This is a genomic window from uncultured Wocania sp., assembly GCF_964021735.1.
Classification (GTDB): Bacteria; Bacteroidota; Bacteroidia; order Flavobacteriales; family Flavobacteriaceae; genus Wocania_A.
In genome coordinates this window covers 1-15,745 of sequence record NZ_CAXIBN010000071.1, presented here as the reverse complement: position 1 = coordinate 15,745, position 15,745 = coordinate 1, and the positions used below count along the sequence as shown (strand labels likewise).

Genomic DNA, 15,745 nt, shown 5'->3' with positions numbered 1-15,745 from the left:
AATTTTAATAAGAAATTCTATAGATTGGGTATTGCAAATGTGCTTTTTCGTAATTTTTACTTTGCTTATGTATCCAATCTAATTGCGCATACCAATTATTGGCAAAAGCGTTATCGTTTTGTTTTTTAGTTTCAAAAGCTATTTTTAATTGTTCATTATCATTTAGCAATTCAAGTGCTTTGTCTTCCCAAACATATGGTGAGAAACCTTCTTTTTGTTGCAAAATGGTATCGAAAAAATTCCAATTAAAAAAAGAATCTGGTGCTTGTGGCTCTAAAGTTTCAATAATATATCTAAACGAAGGTTGATTGGTTTTTATAATATAATCACCTTTTCTAAACCTTATATTTTCTGTTTTTAAATTTACTAAAACATTGTAGTGCGGGTAATGTCCTTCGTAAGCCTGTTGTCTTGTTTTGTAATCTTTAATTTTATAGCTTTCAACAGTAAGTGTTGTGTCATTTTCTAAAATCTGCAAGTTAACAGCATTTAATTTTAATAACTCGATAACACGATGCCAGCCTCGCGGAATAATATAAGCTGTTGGAATATTAACCTCTAAAGTCGGTTTAAAATAATTTTGATAGGCTACTTCTTTAGCAAATGGTTTGGTTCTGTTATATTTTAAACGTTTAAAATCGGTAATATCGCTTTTTATATTATCAGCTTCAAAACCTTTAAAATTTAAAATTGAAATTTTTGTAGTATCAATTTCCCAGTTTAAAGTATATGTTTTTTTTGATGGGATATTACTAATTGCTTTTTTACGTAAATCGGTAATTTTATCACCTTCTTCTTCGGTGATTTCAATCATACTTTTCATCAATTCGTAAGTGCCTTCAACACGCTGTTTATATGGTTTTAGCATGTGAGTTTCAACCATCATGCCTAAAGTGTTAAACAATGTTGTATAACCTGTTGAGTATCGTGGATAATCCATAAACTGAGAAAATCCTTTTTCTGGAACGCTATTAAAAACGTTTACATAGGGCGTAATATCCCAATCTTTTGCAGTTAATTTTCCTTCTAATTTAGGCATCATTTCAGAATGGATATAATTACCTAAATCGCCACCAAGTTTATTGTGTTGTGTAAATAAATGAGTTAATGTATATTGATAATCGGCACCATTACTAACATGATTATCTATAAAAACATCGGGTTTTACTAAGTGGAAAATTTCAGCAAATGTTTTAGCATTTTTAGTATCACATTTAATAAAGTCGCGATTTAAATCGTAATTTCTAGCATTGCCTCTAAAACCATAATCTTTTGGGCCGTTTTGATTGGTGCGTGTGGTTGAGTTTCTGTTTAAACTCCCTCCAACATTATAAATAGGGATGGTAACAATAACCGTATTTTTAGGTGTTTCAATTTTACCGTTTACCAAATCTCTAAACAGCATCATAGTGGCATCAATCCCATCAGATTCTCCCGGATGAATACCATTATTTATTAAAAGAATACGTTTGTTTTTACGTATTTCAGAAAAATCAAATTGAAATTTATTGTTTAAAGTAACAATATGCAGTGGTTTTCCAGAATCGGTTTCTCCAATTTCTTGAATATCAATTTCAGGATGCGCATTAGCTAAATCATTATAAAACTGAATAGTTTGCTTGTAGGTAGCCGTTTCTAAACCTTCAGATTTTTCAAAATGTGTTTCAAAATCATAATAAGGTTTTTTGTTTGAAGAATTACAAGACACTACTAAAATCAATAACATTATAATTATCCTCATCGTTTTAATTTTTTTACTTTAATATTTTTAATGAAAATATATTTTTTTTGAAAATATTGTAAATCTACAATTTTATTATAATTATAATTTTTCAACACAATTAAACTTTAAAAAAAATATACTAACTTACAGTAATTGTATTTTGCTATAAAGATTAACAGCAACGTGTTGTTTTTTAGTTTTATAGATCTCTCATTAAAATAGATTTATGAAGATTTGTAACCTGTCTTTTGGCAAAATAGTTGTTTTAAATAAAAATCTAGCCGAAGTTATTGTTGATGAAGGCATCCTTTTTGATGAAGTCATGGTTGATGAGTACCATGATTTTTTATTAACAAATTTAAGTGTTCCGTTTTCTTTGCTTATTAACAAAAAGCACTCATACTCATATACTTTTGGAGCTCAAAAAAAGATTGTGCATTTAGATGAGATTAAATCGATGGCTGTAGTTGTTCATACTAGTGGCGGGGTTATGTCTACCGAAACTTTAATTAATGTTAATGGAAATGTTTTTCGTAATATTAAATTATTTCAAGAAAGAGATCAAGCCTTGGCTTGGTTAGAAGAAGATCTATCTTCTTAATTTACCTCAAACGTTTTAGAAGTCATTTGCACAAATATCCTTATTAGCACTTGTGCATCTCCATATTAACCGTAAATTTGCCGCTTCCTAAAAACAAACCATTATGACTGAGTTTATTAGAAAGCGTGCAGCAAATGCTAAAAATGATATTTTAAGTGGGATAACTGTAGCTTTAGCATTGGTGCCAGAAGCTGTGGCATTTGCTTTTGTTGCAGGTGTAGATCCATTAGTTGGTTTGTATGCGGCTTTTATGATAGGTATAATAACCTCAATTTTTGGAGGGCGACCAGGAATGATTAGTGGTGCAACAGGTGCATTGGCGGTGGTTATGGTAAGTTTGGTTGCCGAAGGAAATGCTATGGGAGCAGAAAGTGAAAACTTAGGATTATATTATTTATTCGCTACCGTTATTTTAATGGGAATTATACAAATGCTTGCTGGAGTTTTTAAACTTGGTAAATTTGTTAGATTGATACCGCACCCTGTAATGATGGGGTTTGTAAATGGTTTGGCTATTGTGATTTTCTTGTCACAGTTAGGAATGTTTAAAGATGCTAATGGTGATTGGTTTACAGGAAATAGTCTTTGGGTTATGGTAGGTCTTGTAGCATTAACAATGGGTATCATGTTTGGTTTACCAAAACTCACTAAAAAATTACCAGAAGCTTTAGTTGCTATTTTAGTCGTGTCTGCTATTGTGATTTTTGGAAATTTAGATGTAGCAACTGTTGGAAGTTTTATTCGTGATGGAGGAGGCGAAGGTTTAAAAGGTGGATTACCACAATTTCAAACAGATATATTTAGTAAAGTGCCATTTAACTTAGAAACCATAAAATTCATATTTCCTTATGCATTAATTCTTGCAGCTATTGGATTAATTGAATCGTTAATGACTTTAAATTTAGTTGATGAATTAACTGAAACTAGAGGAAACACCAATAAAGAATGTTTAGCTCAAGGTGGCGCCAATATCATTACTGGTCTTTTTGGAGGTATGGGTGGATGTGCCATGATAGGGCAATCATTAATTAATATAAAAGGTGGTGGTCGTGGTAGGCTTTCGGGTATTGTTGCTGCATTAATGTTATTGGTGTTTATTTTGTTTGCATCTGGTCTTATCGAGCAAGTACCCATTGCCGCTTTAGTAGGTGTTATGTTTATGGTTGTTATTGGTACGTTTGCGTGGAGTAGTTTCAGGATTTTAAATAAAATTCCCTTAAGCGATGTTATAGTTTTAGTCGCTGTTTCTGCGTTAACCGTTATTTTCGATTTGGCAATTGCTGTAATTGCTGGTGTTATTATTAGTGCGTTGGTATTTTCTTGGGAAAATGCAAAACGTATTCGAGCGCGTAAGCGTATGCGTGAAGACGGTACGAAGATTTACGAAATTTGGGGGCCATTATTTTTTGGTTCTATTATCGCATTTAACGAAAAATTTGATGCTAAGAACGACCCTCAAAATGTGGAAGTCGATTTTGTTGAATCTCGCATTAGTGATCATTCTGCTATCGAAGCTATTTTTAATTTGGTTAATAAATATGAAGCAGAAGGAAAATCGATTAAACTAAAGCATTTAAGTGAAGATTGTAAAATACTACTTTATAAATCAAGTCCTAAATTTAGAGAAGTTATTGTTGAAGATATAGATGATCCACGTTATCATTTAGCCGAAAACCCAGAGGCATTTACAAAAGGTTTAGGTGAATATAATTTGTAATCAATAGAAATTCTCTTCATCAACTACTAACGTAGTAAGTTCCACAGTATGATTATCAGGGTCTTTTAAATAAATAGAATGAAAATAATGATGGTCTTGAAATTGAAAAGATTCACTAATACTATTAAAATATTCTTGTGCTTTTAGAAAATCTTTGTTTGAAACATTAAAAGCTAAATGATCAATTTTAACGTTTTTTGATAATTGATTAAGTTTTTCATCATTAAGATTTGCTGGAAATATAGCTATGCCTGCTTTTCCAGAAAGCATAAATACAGGGAATTCACCCCATTTTTCAAGTTGATATTTTTTTAAACCTATAACCTTTGAATACCATTCAATTGATGCATTCATGTCTTTAACACGAATAGCCACATGGTCTAAAAAGTTGATGTTAAATGCAGACATTATTTTACGCGTACAGTACTTGGAACTAACTTTGTATAATCCCCATGATTTCTAATCACATCACGCACAATAGAAGATGCGATATACGATGTTTTAGCTGAGGTTAATAAAAACACCGTTTCAATAGGTGCTAGATCTCTGTTGGTATGTGCAATGGCTTTTTCAAATTCAAAATCGGCAGGATTGCGGAGTCCACGTAAAATAAATTCAACATCTATTTTTTTACAAAAATCGACAGTCAAACCTTTGTAAGTCATTACTTTAATTTTAGGTTCGTTTGCAAAAGTATCTTCAATAAATTTTTTACGTTCTTCTAGTGAGAACATATATTTCTTATCGGCGTTTATGCCAATAGCCACAATTACTTCATCAAAAAGGGTAACGCCTCTTTTAATAATATCGTAGTGTCCTAATGTAATCGGATCAAAAGACCCTGGAAATATGGCTCGTTTCATAGATATAAAATTACGACTTTTATCTTAAAGCTTCTTCAATAGCATTATCAAATAAATCAGGTAGAGATATTCCAGCTGCTGCGGCTTGTTGCGGTAAAATACTTTCTCTAGTTAATCCAGGAATGGTGTTTACTTCCAGTAAATGAGGTTCGCCATTTTTAAAAATATATTCGCTTCGGCTAAAGCCTTTCATTTTTAAAATCTCGTATACTTTTTTAGCTACTGTATTTACTTTTTTTTCCTGCTCTTTGTTTAATCGGGCAGGTGTAATTTCTTGAGACTTACCTAAATATTTTGCTTCGTAATCAAAAAAATCATTGTCAGTTACTATCTCAGTAATGGGAAGCACTTTAGTTTCTCCTTTATAGCTAATAACGCCAACAGATACTTCGGTACCATCTAAGAATGATTCAATAATAATTTCATCATCTTCTTTAAAAGCGACATTAATAGCGTTTTTTAAATCCTCTTTCTTGTGTACTTTAGTAATGCCAAAACTACTACCAGCTTTATTGGCTTTTACAAAACAAGGCAAGCCAACTTTTGTAATTATTACATCTTCATTTATGGTGTCTCCTAAGTTTATATAAAACGATTCGGCAGTTTTAATACCATAAGGTTTTAGTGTGCTTAAGCAATCTCGCTTATTATAAGTTAAAGTAGCTTGATACATACCGCAACTGGTGTGTGGCATATTTATTAATTCAAAATAACCTTGCATAAAACCATCTTCTCCAGGTGATCCGTGAATAGCGTTAAAGACACAATCGAAAGTGATTTTTTTATTTTTAACGGTAACAGAAAAATCATTTTTATCAATAGGGAATTCAACATCATTAATATCAACATAAACCCATTTGTTTTTAAAAATATGAATTCTGTATGCATTGTATTTTGATGCATCTAAAGTTTCAAAAACTACGTTTCCACTTTTTAATGAGATTTTGTATTCACTAGAATAGCCTCCCATAATGATGGCAATATTTTTCTTCATTTATATTATTTTATCGTTCCCTCAAAGGAGGGAATCTCTTTTTTATAAAATGTTGTCAGTCTAAAATCTACAATAAAACGTATCTATTAATAGTTAAGCTAAAATATCATATATATTGCAAAAGAAAAAACAGTTCTGTTTTTATATATTTGCGTATCGAAAATTATCATACATGAGCATTATTAAATTTCTTGTAAGTAAAACATTTTTAAAACAAATTTTATTGGCTATAGTAGCGTTAGTTGTTTTTTGTTTTTTAATGTTGCAATGGTTAAAATCGTCTACTAATCATGGTGATTTTGAAACTGTGCCAGACCTTACAGGTAAATCTATAAGCGTAGCAGAAATTGAATTAAATGAGAATAATTTAGTAATGCAAATTCAAGATTCTGCAAATTTTAATCCTAATTACCCAAAGTTTTCGGTAATAGAGCAAGATCCATCAGTTGGGACAAAAGTTAAAAAAAATAGAAAAATTTATATTACACTAAACCCTTCTGGTTACAGAAAAGTAAGAGTTCCTAATTTATTAGAAAGCACTTTAAGGCAAGCAAAACCAACCTTGGAAGCTTTAGAGTTTAAAGTGGGGAAACTAACTTATATTGATAATATAGGTAAAGATATTGTGCTTAAAATGCAATATAAAGGCAAAACCATACAAGCTGGTGATATGTTGCCTAAAACAGAAAAAATTGATTTAGTTCTTGGTAATGGTAATCGACCATCAAACTAAGGATTAATTACAGACTTCAATACGCATTGATTTAATAAAAATGGAAGATTACATACCACAATTACCTGACGAGGATAATTTATACGAGCATTATTCTTTTACGGTAGATAAAGGGCAAGCACCTTTGCGTATAGATAAGTATTTAATGAATTTTGTTGAAAATGCTACGCGAAATAAAATTCAAGCTGCCGCAAAAAATGGCAGTGTTTTTGTAAATAATGAGCCTGTAAAATCGAATTACAAAGTAAAACCTTTCGATACTATCCGTGTGCTTTTTGCACACCCTCCTTTTGAAAATTTATTGGTTGGCGAAGATTTAGACATTGATGTAGTTTATGAAGATGATGAACTTTTAGTAGTTAATAAACAAGCAGGCATGGTGGTACATCCCGGTCATGGGAATTACTCGGGTACACTAATAAATGGCTTAATTTACAGATTCGATAATTTACCAAACAATTCTAGTGAACGCCCGGGATTAGTACATAGAATTGATAAAGATACCAGTGGACTTTTAGTGGTTGCCAAAACCGAAAAAGCGATGACTCATTTGTCGCTACAATTTGCTGAAAAAACTAGTGAACGTGAGTATGTAGCAATTGTTTGGGGTAATATGGAAGCCGATGAAGGTACTATTGAAGGCAACATTGGCAGACATCCAAAAAACCGATTACAAAACACTGTTTTTCTTGATGATGAAGCCGATAAAGGCAAGCCAGCCGTAACACATTACAAGGTTTTAGAGCGTTTGGGCTACGTAACGTTGGTGTCGTGTAAGTTAGAAACTGGCAGAACCCACCAAATACGTGTACACATGAAACATATTGGGCATACCTTATTTAACGATGCACGCTATGGAGGTGAAAAAATATTAAAAGGCACCACATTTACCAAGTACAAACAATTTGTTGACAATTGTTTTAAAGTGCTACCAAGACAAGCATTACACGCTAAAACATTAGGTTTTAAACACCCAAAAACGAATGAGTTTATGCGTTTTGAAACCCCAATTCCAGATGATATGCAGCAGTGTATTGAAAAATGGAAAACCTACTCTAAGCATCAAGAGATAGAGTAGTTTCTATAACCCTAAACTGTCACACTGAGCGCAGTCGAAGTGTTGTTTCAGGATCTTATCAAATAATTTAATAATTAGTATTTGGACGTAACCACTTTTGCTTTTGGTGGAAAAAGTGCGTCAGTCACGAGTTTTTCTAGGCAGAGTCGGAGGCTTACAAGACCTCGTTCCTATGATAGCTGCGGGCTTTGATTTGTAAAAAAAACAAACTCTCGGCAAGTATTAAAGCCCATATTGCTTATAGCATTGTTAGGCTTGTTTTTTTCATAATATTTTCTTCTTATTTTTTGTAAAAGGAATAACCATAGGAACTTCTTTTTGGTACGTTTCATATCTTTCTCCAATAAATTTACGAAGGTCTTTTTCTTCTAAATATTTTACTGCCATTAGAATATAAATAGTCGTAACTATGGTAAATAATAAATGACCAACGGTCATAATAGGTGTTGCCCAAAAAGCAATTATAAAACCTAGCATAATAGGATGTCTTACAATTTTATATAAATAATTGGTTTGAAATTTTGGGTTTGGAGTTTGTATGTTTTTTAGATTATCGAAAATTTGAGCTAATCCAAAAAGCTCGAAATGATTAATCATAAATGTTGATAGAAGTACAATGAGCCAACCAAGAAAGAAAATTGTTTTTAAAACAATACTAACCATTTCATTTTTTACTTCCCATACAATAGTTGTTATTGGTTGCCATTGCCAGTAAATTAAAAGTAACGTCAAGCTTGATAAAAGTATATAGGTACTTCGTTCGATGGCTGGACTAATAATAGTGACAACCCATTTTTTAAATGCAGGTCGAGCCATTATACTATGTTGTAAAGCAAAAACACTCAATAAAACTATATTAATAACTATTGAAGATAGCAAGGTTGTTTCTGTACCAGAGTCTATTGATTTTGGTACAATGATATTACCTAGAAAACCAATGGCATATACAAAAGCAATGAGAAAAATTAAATAGGCTACAATGCCGTAAAAAAAGATGATTGATTTTTTCATAATTGTTGTTTTAGTTTTAATAAGTTTAATTCTTAATTTTTTAGAAATCAATCTGATAGTACTTTCAAAACAAGATGCTCAGGAAGCACATAGTAAATCTCCTAGGTTTGAGAAATCGTAATTACCACCACTTGCTTTATGAATTCCAATTTTAAATGGTATCTTTTATAGAAACCAATGTTCTAAAAGGATTGTGTAAATTAATTCTAATAACCTCAGCGGCATTAGTAATTCAAGCAGATGTAGCATCTTTTTGGTGTTTTTCATTAAGAACTATACGTCTTTGCTGAACAATAGAATTGTCTCTAATAGATTGTAAATTCTTGGTTGAAAACTCTTGATTTGGCATCACATCAATTTTCTATTAAATACTGATGCAAAGTTTAGATTTATATTGCCATTCGAGATTTCTTAAAAGTCCAAATTATGTTCTTAAAAGTTCAAGAAATACAATTATGCCTCTTTTTTGAGGATTCTATATTTGTTGGGGGTTATTGTTGATTTTTTTTTAAAGGCTTGAATAAAATGAGAATTATTTTTAAAGCCGCATTCATAACCTATTTGACTTATGGTTAAATCTGTGCTTAATAACAGCATTTTAGAATGTTCTAATCTTTTATTTATCAACCACCTACTTGGTGTAGTGTTAAAATATGCTTTAAATTCACGTTTGAAGGAGGATAAGCTTTTGTCGCAAAGTTTAGCAAAATCAGCTATTTTTAAATCGTATTGAAAATTTTCTGTCATCATATTTTCAATATTCGTTTTAGTGTTCTGCGATATTGAATTGAAGAAAAATAAAATCTCTTTATTATTTGTATTCAGCACAATATTAAAGAGTAGTTCTTTAAATTTAATTTCCACTAGTTCTTTAGGGATTTCAACTCCCTGATTTAAATATTGGAATATGCTTTCTATTAATGTTTTAAACAAGTCATTGGTAGTGATGTCGAATATTTGATTATGCTCTTTCTTGTAATTTAATTCTCTTTTAAAAGTTGGATTATCCTTAATAAATCTCTTTATAAAATTATCATTGATAAAGAAAAGCATTACACAATAATCACTTTCTAAATATTGCTTTGTAATATAAGCACCTTTTCTAACAAAAAGAGCATCTCCTGCTATAAGTTGATATGTTTTTTTTGAGGTAATCCAATCCTTTTTTCCACTAATTACATAGGTGATTAAATGACTCTCAATCCACAATTGATAATCTTCAATATTGAGAGGACACTTATATTCTACGAATAAGAAATCGTTTCCAACAAGCTTGTTGAATTTTGGATGATTTTTAAAGTATTCGTATGCATTAATCACTATGTTGTTTTTAGTTTATTTAAATTACCTAATTACTTAATTGATATAAAATCGTTTTTATGTTTTATCTCAGCAGTTAAACGAAGTTATCATTTTTTTTCTCACAAAGCCAAAAATATCGATTCTGTTTATAGCGACATTATAAATAATTGTTAACTTACATTTTAAATGTAGATTAGTAATTGTAAATTTGATTTTATATAAAAGCATTGTCAATGAAACTTGTTTTATCACCAGCAAAATCTCTAGATTTTGAAACCCAAATACCAATACATTATGTTACCGAAGCTTGTTTTTTAAAACAAGCTGAGCGTTTAAATAAATTGCTCAAAAAAAAATCAGCAAAAAGCTTATCTAAGCTTATGAAAATTTCAGATAATTTAGGGCAATTAAATTACGAGCGCAATCAAAATTGGCAACTCCCTTTTACAAAAAATAATGCGAGACAAGCTATTTATGCTTTTAGTGGCGATGTGTATAGAGGTTTGGATGCTTATAATATTCCAAAAGAAAAAATAGAAACGCTTCAAAATACCGTGCGTATTATTTCGGGGTTGTACGGCTTGTTAAAACCAACCGATTTAATACAACCGTATCGTTTAGAAATGGGTACAAAATTTCCTGTAGGCAAAAATAAAAACTTGTATGAGTTTTGGCGAAAAACCATTACTGAGGCATTAAATGAAGAATTGCAAGACGATGAGTTGTTTTTAAATTTAGCAAGCAACGAGTATTTTAAAGCCATCGATACTAAAGCCTTAAAAGTGCCAGTAATTACGGCTAATTTTAAAGATTTTAAAAATGGCGAGTATAAAATGATTATGACGTTTGCTAAACAAGCACGCGGTTTTATGGCACGTTATGTTATAGATACCAATGCAAAAACTATAGATGATTTAAAAGCATTTAATTACGAAGGCTATAATTTTAGCGAACCTATGAGTACAGAAACCGAACTTGTTTTTATCCGATAATTTGATGGTTTACTATTTAATAATTGCGCTTCAAGTATTTTGTGTTTACCATCTATATAAAAACAGAAGACCTTATTATTGGATTTTTGTAATTATATTTTTGTCACTTATTGGTTGTATCATATACTTAATAACTCAAGTTTATAATAAACGAGATGCAGAAAAAATTACTAGCGAAATTACACATATTATAAATCCAACTAAAAAGATAAATGATTTAGAAAAACAGCTTCAGTTTTCAGAATCCTATCAAAACCGAGTTAATTTAGCCGATGCTTATTTAGAGATTAAAGATTATAATAGTGCTATTCCTCATTATTTAGAAGCTTTAGAAGGAAATATGCAAAATGATTTTTATGTAATTATACAATTAATTAAAGCTTATTTTAATATTGAAAATTATAAAAATGTTGTTTTATATGCCGAAAAAATAAAAGAACACTCTGAGTTTAAAAAATCGAAATCACAATTTTTATACGGTTTAGCTTTAGAAAAACTTGGAGAATTTGAAGCTGCTGAAACCAATTTAAGAGCCATCGATATTCGCTATTCATTTTATAACGAACGCTTAGTATTGGCTAAATTTTTAATAAGCAGACAAAAAGAAGCAGAAGCCAAAGATATTTTAGAAGAAATACAAACAGAATCTCAACACATGACTAAACCCAATAAAAGATTATTTAAAGCAACCATACAAGACGTTGAAAAGCTGTTAACTACTATGAATAATAGTTAATTTTTATTTAGGCTGTGCTTTATTGCCAACGTTAATTTTGGTTTCAATTGATGGTTTCTTTTTAATTCTTGGTCGTCTAGCACCAAAAGTACCTCTGTTTATTTTACCCCGTTTTGTTTTTTTATCGCCTTTTCCCATAATTTTATTCCCACGAAAGTGGGAAACTCATTTTATTAAACTTAATTTTGAAAATACAAAATTTTATAGTTTTGAACAAATTATTTGTGTGTCATTCCTGGGTAGTCAGGAATCCATTTTTTATAATAGTTTCAATTAATAAGATTCCTGCCTTTGTAGGAATGACAATATGTTTAAACACAAACACCCATACAAACCATTCATTAAAAAAGACACCACTAAATTAATAGTGGGTACATTGCCACCACCTCGATTTTCGACAGGAGAACTTTTAGAAAAAGACGTCGATTTTTGTTACGGAAGTTATTACAATTCACTGTGGTTATTTATTGATAAAATTCATAATTTAAAGTTGCGATACGATAATTCGAATGAAGCTATTAAAGAACGTAAACAATTCTTAATACAACATAAAATTGGGGTTTGCGATATTGTTGAAAGTGCAGAACGTGAAAAGGTTGATGCCTCTGATTTAGGTATGAAAAATATTAAACTACGTAATATTATCAGCTATTTAAAAGAATATCCAAAAATTGATACGTTGTTATTTACTGGCGGAAATAGTAAAAATGGACCTGAGTATTTCTTCAGAAGGCATATAAAAAATTATAATATTAAGTTGCAATTAGTGAATAATGAAGTACCTCGAATTCATCAATTCGTTATTCCGAGCGAAGCGAGGGAATCTCTTCAATCAAAAAGAACCATAAAAACCGTGTCATTAACTTCAGGTTCGGGTGCAGCAAATATTTCTATAAGTAGATTACCACTTTACAAACAATTAAAGGCTAAAAATCCTAAGTTTAATACGTTCGATTTTAGAGTGATGCAGTATCGGGAGTTTCTTTAGTGTGTTTTGCTAAAATGCGGTTATGTCTTTAAGTTTTACAGTATATTCTACTCTTTGATTATCGTTAATATCCCAAGTTTCCATTTTTAAATCTGTATCGTCTTTATTCCAATTAATTGTGATTAACCCAAAATGATTATCCATTATTGGACCTTCTATTCTATTGTTATTTGGTGTTGCAAAGTGCCACGTAGAAGAGAGCCCGCTTGATGTAAAGTCGTATATAGGATAAAAGTCTGTTTCTAATTTTGAAATTTCAGAGTAATGCACATCACCAGAAATAAATAAAACACCATTGGCTTTTGTTAACTTAATCAAACTTAACATACGCTCTTGTTCATGCGGAAAATTAGCCCAAGCTTCATAGCCATTCCATTCAATTCCAAATTGTGTTCCTGTTCCTATTATTCGTATATCTGCTGGTTTTTGTAATTCTTTTTCTAACCAAATCCATTGCTCTTTTCCTAATAAAGTAGCATCATTAGACGTATGTGGTGCATAGTCTTTACCATAAAAACCGAATCTTCTTTCATTATCTTTTTCACCATTATAGGGCAATAAACTATCACGAAATGTTCGCCCGTCCAATAAAATAATTTGCAGCTTGTTTTCACCATAATCATAGCTGTAAGAATGATAAATGCCTTTATGTTGTCTTCTAGAAGAGGAATCAGGTTCTTCAAAAAAATCTAAAAAAAGGTCTTTTGATTCTTCTTTAAAAGGATATTCTTTTCCAGCATCATTCCAACCAAAATCATGGTCGTCCCAAGTGGCAAGAATAGGTGTGTTTTTCTTTAAATTTTTATAAGTTGGTTTTGTACCTAATAAATTATATTTATACTTAAGTGTATCCATATTTTTTGTATCACCATAAATATTATCGCCTAAAAAAATAAATAAATCAGGATTATGATTAACGATGTTATTAAAGATGGTTAACTCGTCTGTTTGACGACCACACGAGCCAAAAGCAATTTTTGTTGTATGGCTAACACTAGCATCGTGCTTGCTATCTGTTTTACAGGATAAAAAAAACAAAATTAACGAGAGTGTTATAAGAAAAGGTCTATTCATACCTGTATTTTAAATTTCTTCTATAGATTAGAACAAACGAAGTTACCAATTTTCTATAACAACCAAAAGTATTTATGAGCAAACAGAAAATAAGCTGTACCTTTGCCGCTTAATAAAAAAAGAGGTGGTATGTAATTTATAGATTGTCATCTCAATAGTCCAAAACGGACTTATCAAACATAATATATGTCATTTAACTCTTTAGGCTTATCCGAAGCCTTGCTAAAAGCTATTAGCAAAAAAGGATACACAACCCCAAGTCCAATTCAAGAAAAAGCCATCCCACCTATTTTAGAAGGGAGAGATGTTTTAGCCTCGGCACAAACAGGAACAGGGAAAACAGCAGGTTTCACGTTACCACTTTTGCATATACTTTCTGAAAATCCAAAAGAGAAATTCAGACCCATTCGCGCTTTAATTTTAACACCAACGCGTGAATTAGCAGCTCAAGTTTATGCTAATGTTAAAGAGTACAGCGAGTTTTTAAATTTAAGAAGTGCCGTTATTTTTGGAGGCGTAAACCAAAAGCCACAGGCGGCAACCATTCGACAAGGTGTAGATATTTTAGTAGCGACTCCTGGGCGTTTATTAGATTTACAAAATCAAGGGTTACTATCTTTAAAACGCATAGAGATTTTGGTTTTAGATGAAGCTGATAGAATGTTAGATATGGGTTTTTTACGAGACATTGAGCGTATTATGAAAATGATGCCAGAAAAACGTCAAAATTTAATGTTTTCGGCAACGTTTTCAAAAGATATTAGAAAACTAGCGCATGGGATTTTAAATCAGCCTATACAGGTTGAAGCCACTCCAGAAAATACTACAGTTGATGCTATTAGTCAGAAAATATATCGAGTAGCCAAAGGTTTAAAAGCAGGATTGATTATTAAATTAATTTCTGATGGCAATTGGAAACAAGTTTTAGTATTTACTAGAACAAAACATGGTGCAAATAATCTTTGTAAAAAGATGGTTAGTGCAGGAATTACGGCTGCAGCAATTCACGGAAACAAAAGTCAAGGCGCAAGAACGAAAGCATTAGCAGGTTTTAAAAGTGGAAGCGTTCGCGTTTTGGTAGCAACCGATATTGCAGCTCGTGGTTTAGATATTCCGTTATTACCCCATGTGGTAAATTTTGAATTGCCAAATATCTCTGAAGATTATGTACATAGAATTGGTAGAACAGGTAGAGCAGGTGCTAGTGGAGAAGCTATTTCTTTAGTTAGTGCAGATGAAACGACTTACTTACGAGACATTGAAAAACTTATAGATATAAAACTTCCTGTGGAAATTATGGAAGGTTTTGAGCCAGACCCAAATGCGTCTACAAAACCTGAAAAAAAACAGCAGCGTCAAGGAGGGAATAGATCTAGAAATAATTCAAATTCAAGAAACTCAAATTCTAGCGGACAAAAGAGTAATAATTCTAGACGACCAAAGCGAAGTAACGATAGAAACTCCAATAATAATAGACGCTAATTTTTATGAGGAATTCTTTAAAAGAAAAAATTATTGAAGTTTGCAATCGTAAAATAGAACAAAAAGGAACAAATGTTGGTTTATCATTTTATGCTTTTTTTGCTAATAAAAATGATGACCCAGAATTACTAATGGAGGCTGCTACATGGTGGATTTTAACCGAAAAGTTAGACCATTTTGAAAAAGCTGTAAAAATCAAAAAATTAGTTTCAGATTTATAAATGGAAACGCAACCCAACAATCCATTACACGGTATAAAATTAGAGCAAATTGTAAATGATTTGGTTGCGTATTACGGTTGGGAATATATGGGGTATATCATTAAAATTAAATGTTTTACAGATAACCCTTCGGTTAAATCTAGCTTAAAATTTTTAAGACGTACACCTTGGGCACGGACTAAAGTAGAGAATATGTATTTGAGGATGTTGGAGAATGATAAGTGAAATTT

Annotated in this window: 18 protein-coding genes; 10 read left to right on the top strand and 8 right to left on the bottom strand. The window is 31.2% G+C overall.

The features are described from left to right. Positions 1–4: 4 nt before the first annotated feature. Positions 5–1,741, bottom strand: coding sequence for a M14 family metallopeptidase (locus tag AADI82_RS08070; RefSeq protein ID WP_341215934.1), 1,737 nt, complete (start codon positions 1,739–1,741; stop codon positions 5–7). Positions 1,742–1,949: 208 nt separating this feature from the next. On the opposite strand from AADI82_RS08070, the gene AADI82_RS08065 reads away from it, so the two are divergent. Both AADI82_RS08065 and AADI82_RS08060 read left to right on the top strand, forming a co-directional pair. Beyond that, positions 1,950–2,324 carry a hypothetical protein gene (locus tag AADI82_RS08065; protein ID WP_341215933.1) on the top strand — a complete coding sequence of 125 codons (375 nt, stop codon included), beginning with the start codon at positions 1,950–1,952 and terminating at the stop codon, positions 2,322–2,324. Between the two features lie 103 nt (positions 2,325–2,427). After that, complete coding sequence (locus AADI82_RS08060; RefSeq protein WP_341215932.1) at positions 2,428–4,041, top strand: SulP family inorganic anion transporter; 1,614 nt, start codon at positions 2,428–2,430, stop codon at positions 4,039–4,041. Here AADI82_RS08060 and AADI82_RS08055 read toward each other — a convergent pair whose 3' ends face one another. From AADI82_RS08055 to AADI82_RS08045, 3 genes are read right to left on the bottom strand one after another with little or no spacing between them, the layout of a single operon-like run. Continuing rightward, positions 4,042–4,449 carry a VOC family protein gene (locus AADI82_RS08055; protein ID WP_341215931.1) on the bottom strand — a complete coding sequence of 136 codons (408 nt, stop codon included), beginning with the start codon at positions 4,447–4,449 and terminating at the stop codon, positions 4,042–4,044. Further along, positions 4,449–4,904, bottom strand: a complete 456-nt coding sequence (gene coaD, locus AADI82_RS08050; protein ID WP_341215930.1) for a pantetheine-phosphate adenylyltransferase — start codon at positions 4,902–4,904, stop codon at positions 4,449–4,451. The genes AADI82_RS08055 and coaD overlap by 1 nt, the downstream gene beginning before the upstream one ends. Before the next feature lie 19 nt (positions 4,905–4,923). Continuing rightward, positions 4,924–5,898: a D-alanine--D-alanine ligase gene (locus AADI82_RS08045; RefSeq protein WP_341215929.1), complete on the bottom strand. Its 975-nt coding sequence runs from the start codon at positions 5,896–5,898 to the stop codon at positions 4,924–4,926. Positions 5,899–6,070: 172 nt separating this feature from the next. Here AADI82_RS08045 and AADI82_RS08040 point away from each other — a divergent pair, with 172 nt between their 5' ends. Both AADI82_RS08040 and AADI82_RS08035 read left to right on the top strand, forming a co-directional pair. After that, the gene (locus AADI82_RS08040) at positions 6,071–6,631 is read left to right on the top strand and encodes a PASTA domain-containing protein (protein WP_341215928.1); all 561 of its coding nucleotides are present in this window, start codon (positions 6,071–6,073) and stop codon (positions 6,629–6,631) included. A gap of 40 nt (positions 6,632–6,671) precedes the next feature. Beyond that, positions 6,672–7,709, top strand: a complete 1,038-nt coding sequence (locus AADI82_RS08035) for an RluA family pseudouridine synthase (RefSeq protein ID WP_341215927.1) — start codon at positions 6,672–6,674, stop codon at positions 7,707–7,709. 264 nt (positions 7,710–7,973) lie between these two features. Here the strand turns inward: AADI82_RS08035 and mddA are convergent, their stop codons facing one another. Further along, on the bottom strand, positions 7,974–8,720 hold the full coding sequence (gene mddA, locus AADI82_RS08030) for a methanethiol S-methyltransferase (protein ID WP_341215926.1): 747 nt from the start codon (positions 8,718–8,720) through the stop codon (positions 7,974–7,976). 453 nt (positions 8,721–9,173) lie between these two features. After that, positions 9,174–10,040, bottom strand: a complete 867-nt coding sequence (locus AADI82_RS08025) for an AraC family transcriptional regulator (protein ID WP_341215925.1) — start codon at positions 10,038–10,040, stop codon at positions 9,174–9,176. Between the two features lie 215 nt (positions 10,041–10,255). On the opposite strand from AADI82_RS08025, the gene yaaA reads away from it, so the two are divergent. Both yaaA and AADI82_RS08015 read left to right on the top strand, forming a co-directional pair. Continuing rightward, positions 10,256–11,014: a peroxide stress protein YaaA gene (gene yaaA / locus AADI82_RS08020; protein WP_341215924.1), complete on the top strand. Its 759-nt coding sequence runs from the start codon at positions 10,256–10,258 to the stop codon at positions 11,012–11,014. 4 nt (positions 11,015–11,018) lie between these two features. Beyond that, positions 11,019–11,750, top strand: coding sequence for a hypothetical protein (locus AADI82_RS08015; protein ID WP_341215923.1), 732 nt, complete (start codon positions 11,019–11,021; stop codon positions 11,748–11,750). Positions 11,751–11,753: 3 nt separating this feature from the next. On the opposite strand, the gene AADI82_RS08010 is transcribed toward AADI82_RS08015, so the two are convergent. Beyond that, positions 11,754–11,888: a 30S ribosomal protein THX gene (locus tag AADI82_RS08010; protein ID WP_081997721.1), complete on the bottom strand. Its 135-nt coding sequence runs from the start codon at positions 11,886–11,888 to the stop codon at positions 11,754–11,756. A 169-nt stretch (positions 11,889–12,057) separates the two neighbouring features. On the opposite strand from AADI82_RS08010, the gene AADI82_RS08005 reads away from it, so the two are divergent. Then, entirely contained in the window at positions 12,058–12,738 is a 681-nt protein-coding gene (locus tag AADI82_RS08005) for a uracil-DNA glycosylase family protein (RefSeq protein WP_341215922.1), read from the top strand. A 9-nt stretch (positions 12,739–12,747) separates the two neighbouring features. Here the strand turns inward: AADI82_RS08005 and AADI82_RS08000 are convergent, their stop codons facing one another. Then, positions 12,748–13,812, bottom strand: a complete 1,065-nt coding sequence (locus AADI82_RS08000) for an alkaline phosphatase D family protein (RefSeq protein ID WP_341215921.1) — start codon at positions 13,810–13,812, stop codon at positions 12,748–12,750. Between the two features lie 186 nt (positions 13,813–13,998). Between AADI82_RS08000 and AADI82_RS07995 the strand changes: the two genes are divergently transcribed. Genes AADI82_RS07995 through AADI82_RS07985 form a run of 3 tightly spaced genes read left to right on the top strand, consistent with a single transcriptional unit; the run spans position 13,999 to position 15,740 of the window. Continuing rightward, positions 13,999–15,294 carry a DEAD/DEAH box helicase gene (locus AADI82_RS07995; protein WP_341215920.1) on the top strand — a complete coding sequence of 432 codons (1,296 nt, stop codon included), beginning with the start codon at positions 13,999–14,001 and terminating at the stop codon, positions 15,292–15,294. A gap of 5 nt (positions 15,295–15,299) precedes the next feature. Continuing rightward, the gene (locus tag AADI82_RS07990; protein ID WP_341215919.1) at positions 15,300–15,515 is read left to right on the top strand and encodes a DUF6500 family protein; all 216 of its coding nucleotides are present in this window, start codon (positions 15,300–15,302) and stop codon (positions 15,513–15,515) included. Next, on the top strand, positions 15,516–15,740 hold the full coding sequence (locus AADI82_RS07985; protein WP_341215918.1) for a VF530 family protein: 225 nt from the start codon (positions 15,516–15,518) through the stop codon (positions 15,738–15,740). The last annotated feature ends 5 nt before the right edge of the window (positions 15,741–15,745 follow it).

Bases quoted from the DNA above. Each gene is read 5' to 3' on its own strand.
- AADI82_RS08070 (WP_341215934.1), bottom strand. From the start codon at position 1,741: ATGAGGATAATTATAATGTTATTGATTTTAGTAGTGTCTTGTAATTCT.
- AADI82_RS08065 (WP_341215933.1), top strand. From the start codon at position 1,950: ATGAAGATTTGTAACCTGTCTTTTGGCAAAATAGTTGTTTTAAATAAA.
- AADI82_RS08060 (WP_341215932.1), top strand. From the start codon at position 2,428: ATGACTGAGTTTATTAGAAAGCGTGCAGCAAATGCTAAAAATGATATT.
- AADI82_RS08055 (WP_341215931.1), bottom strand. From the start codon at position 4,449: ATGTCTGCATTTAACATCAACTTTTTAGACCATGTGGCTATTCGTGTT.
- coaD (WP_341215930.1), bottom strand. From the start codon at position 4,904: ATGAAACGAGCCATATTTCCAGGGTCTTTTGATCCGATTACATTAGGA.
- AADI82_RS08045 (WP_341215929.1), bottom strand. From the start codon at position 5,898: ATGAAGAAAAATATTGCCATCATTATGGGAGGCTATTCTAGTGAATAC.
- AADI82_RS08040 (WP_341215928.1), top strand. From the start codon at position 6,071: ATGAGCATTATTAAATTTCTTGTAAGTAAAACATTTTTAAAACAAATT.
- AADI82_RS08035 (WP_341215927.1), top strand. From the start codon at position 6,672: ATGGAAGATTACATACCACAATTACCTGACGAGGATAATTTATACGAG.
- mddA (WP_341215926.1), bottom strand. From the start codon at position 8,720: ATGAAAAAATCAATCATCTTTTTTTACGGCATTGTAGCCTATTTAATT.
- yaaA (WP_341215924.1), top strand. From the start codon at position 10,256: ATGAAACTTGTTTTATCACCAGCAAAATCTCTAGATTTTGAAACCCAA.
- AADI82_RS08015 (WP_341215923.1), top strand. From the start codon at position 11,019: ATGGTTTACTATTTAATAATTGCGCTTCAAGTATTTTGTGTTTACCAT.
- AADI82_RS08010 (WP_081997721.1), bottom strand. From the start codon at position 11,888: ATGGGAAAAGGCGATAAAAAAACAAAACGGGGTAAAATAAACAGAGGT.
- AADI82_RS08005 (WP_341215922.1), top strand. From the start codon at position 12,058: ATGTTTAAACACAAACACCCATACAAACCATTCATTAAAAAAGACACC.
- AADI82_RS08000 (WP_341215921.1), bottom strand. From the start codon at position 13,812: ATGAATAGACCTTTTCTTATAACACTCTCGTTAATTTTGTTTTTTTTA.
- AADI82_RS07995 (WP_341215920.1), top strand. From the start codon at position 13,999: ATGTCATTTAACTCTTTAGGCTTATCCGAAGCCTTGCTAAAAGCTATT.
- AADI82_RS07990 (WP_341215919.1), top strand. From the start codon at position 15,300: ATGAGGAATTCTTTAAAAGAAAAAATTATTGAAGTTTGCAATCGTAAA.
- AADI82_RS07985 (WP_341215918.1), top strand. From the start codon at position 15,516: ATGGAAACGCAACCCAACAATCCATTACACGGTATAAAATTAGAGCAA.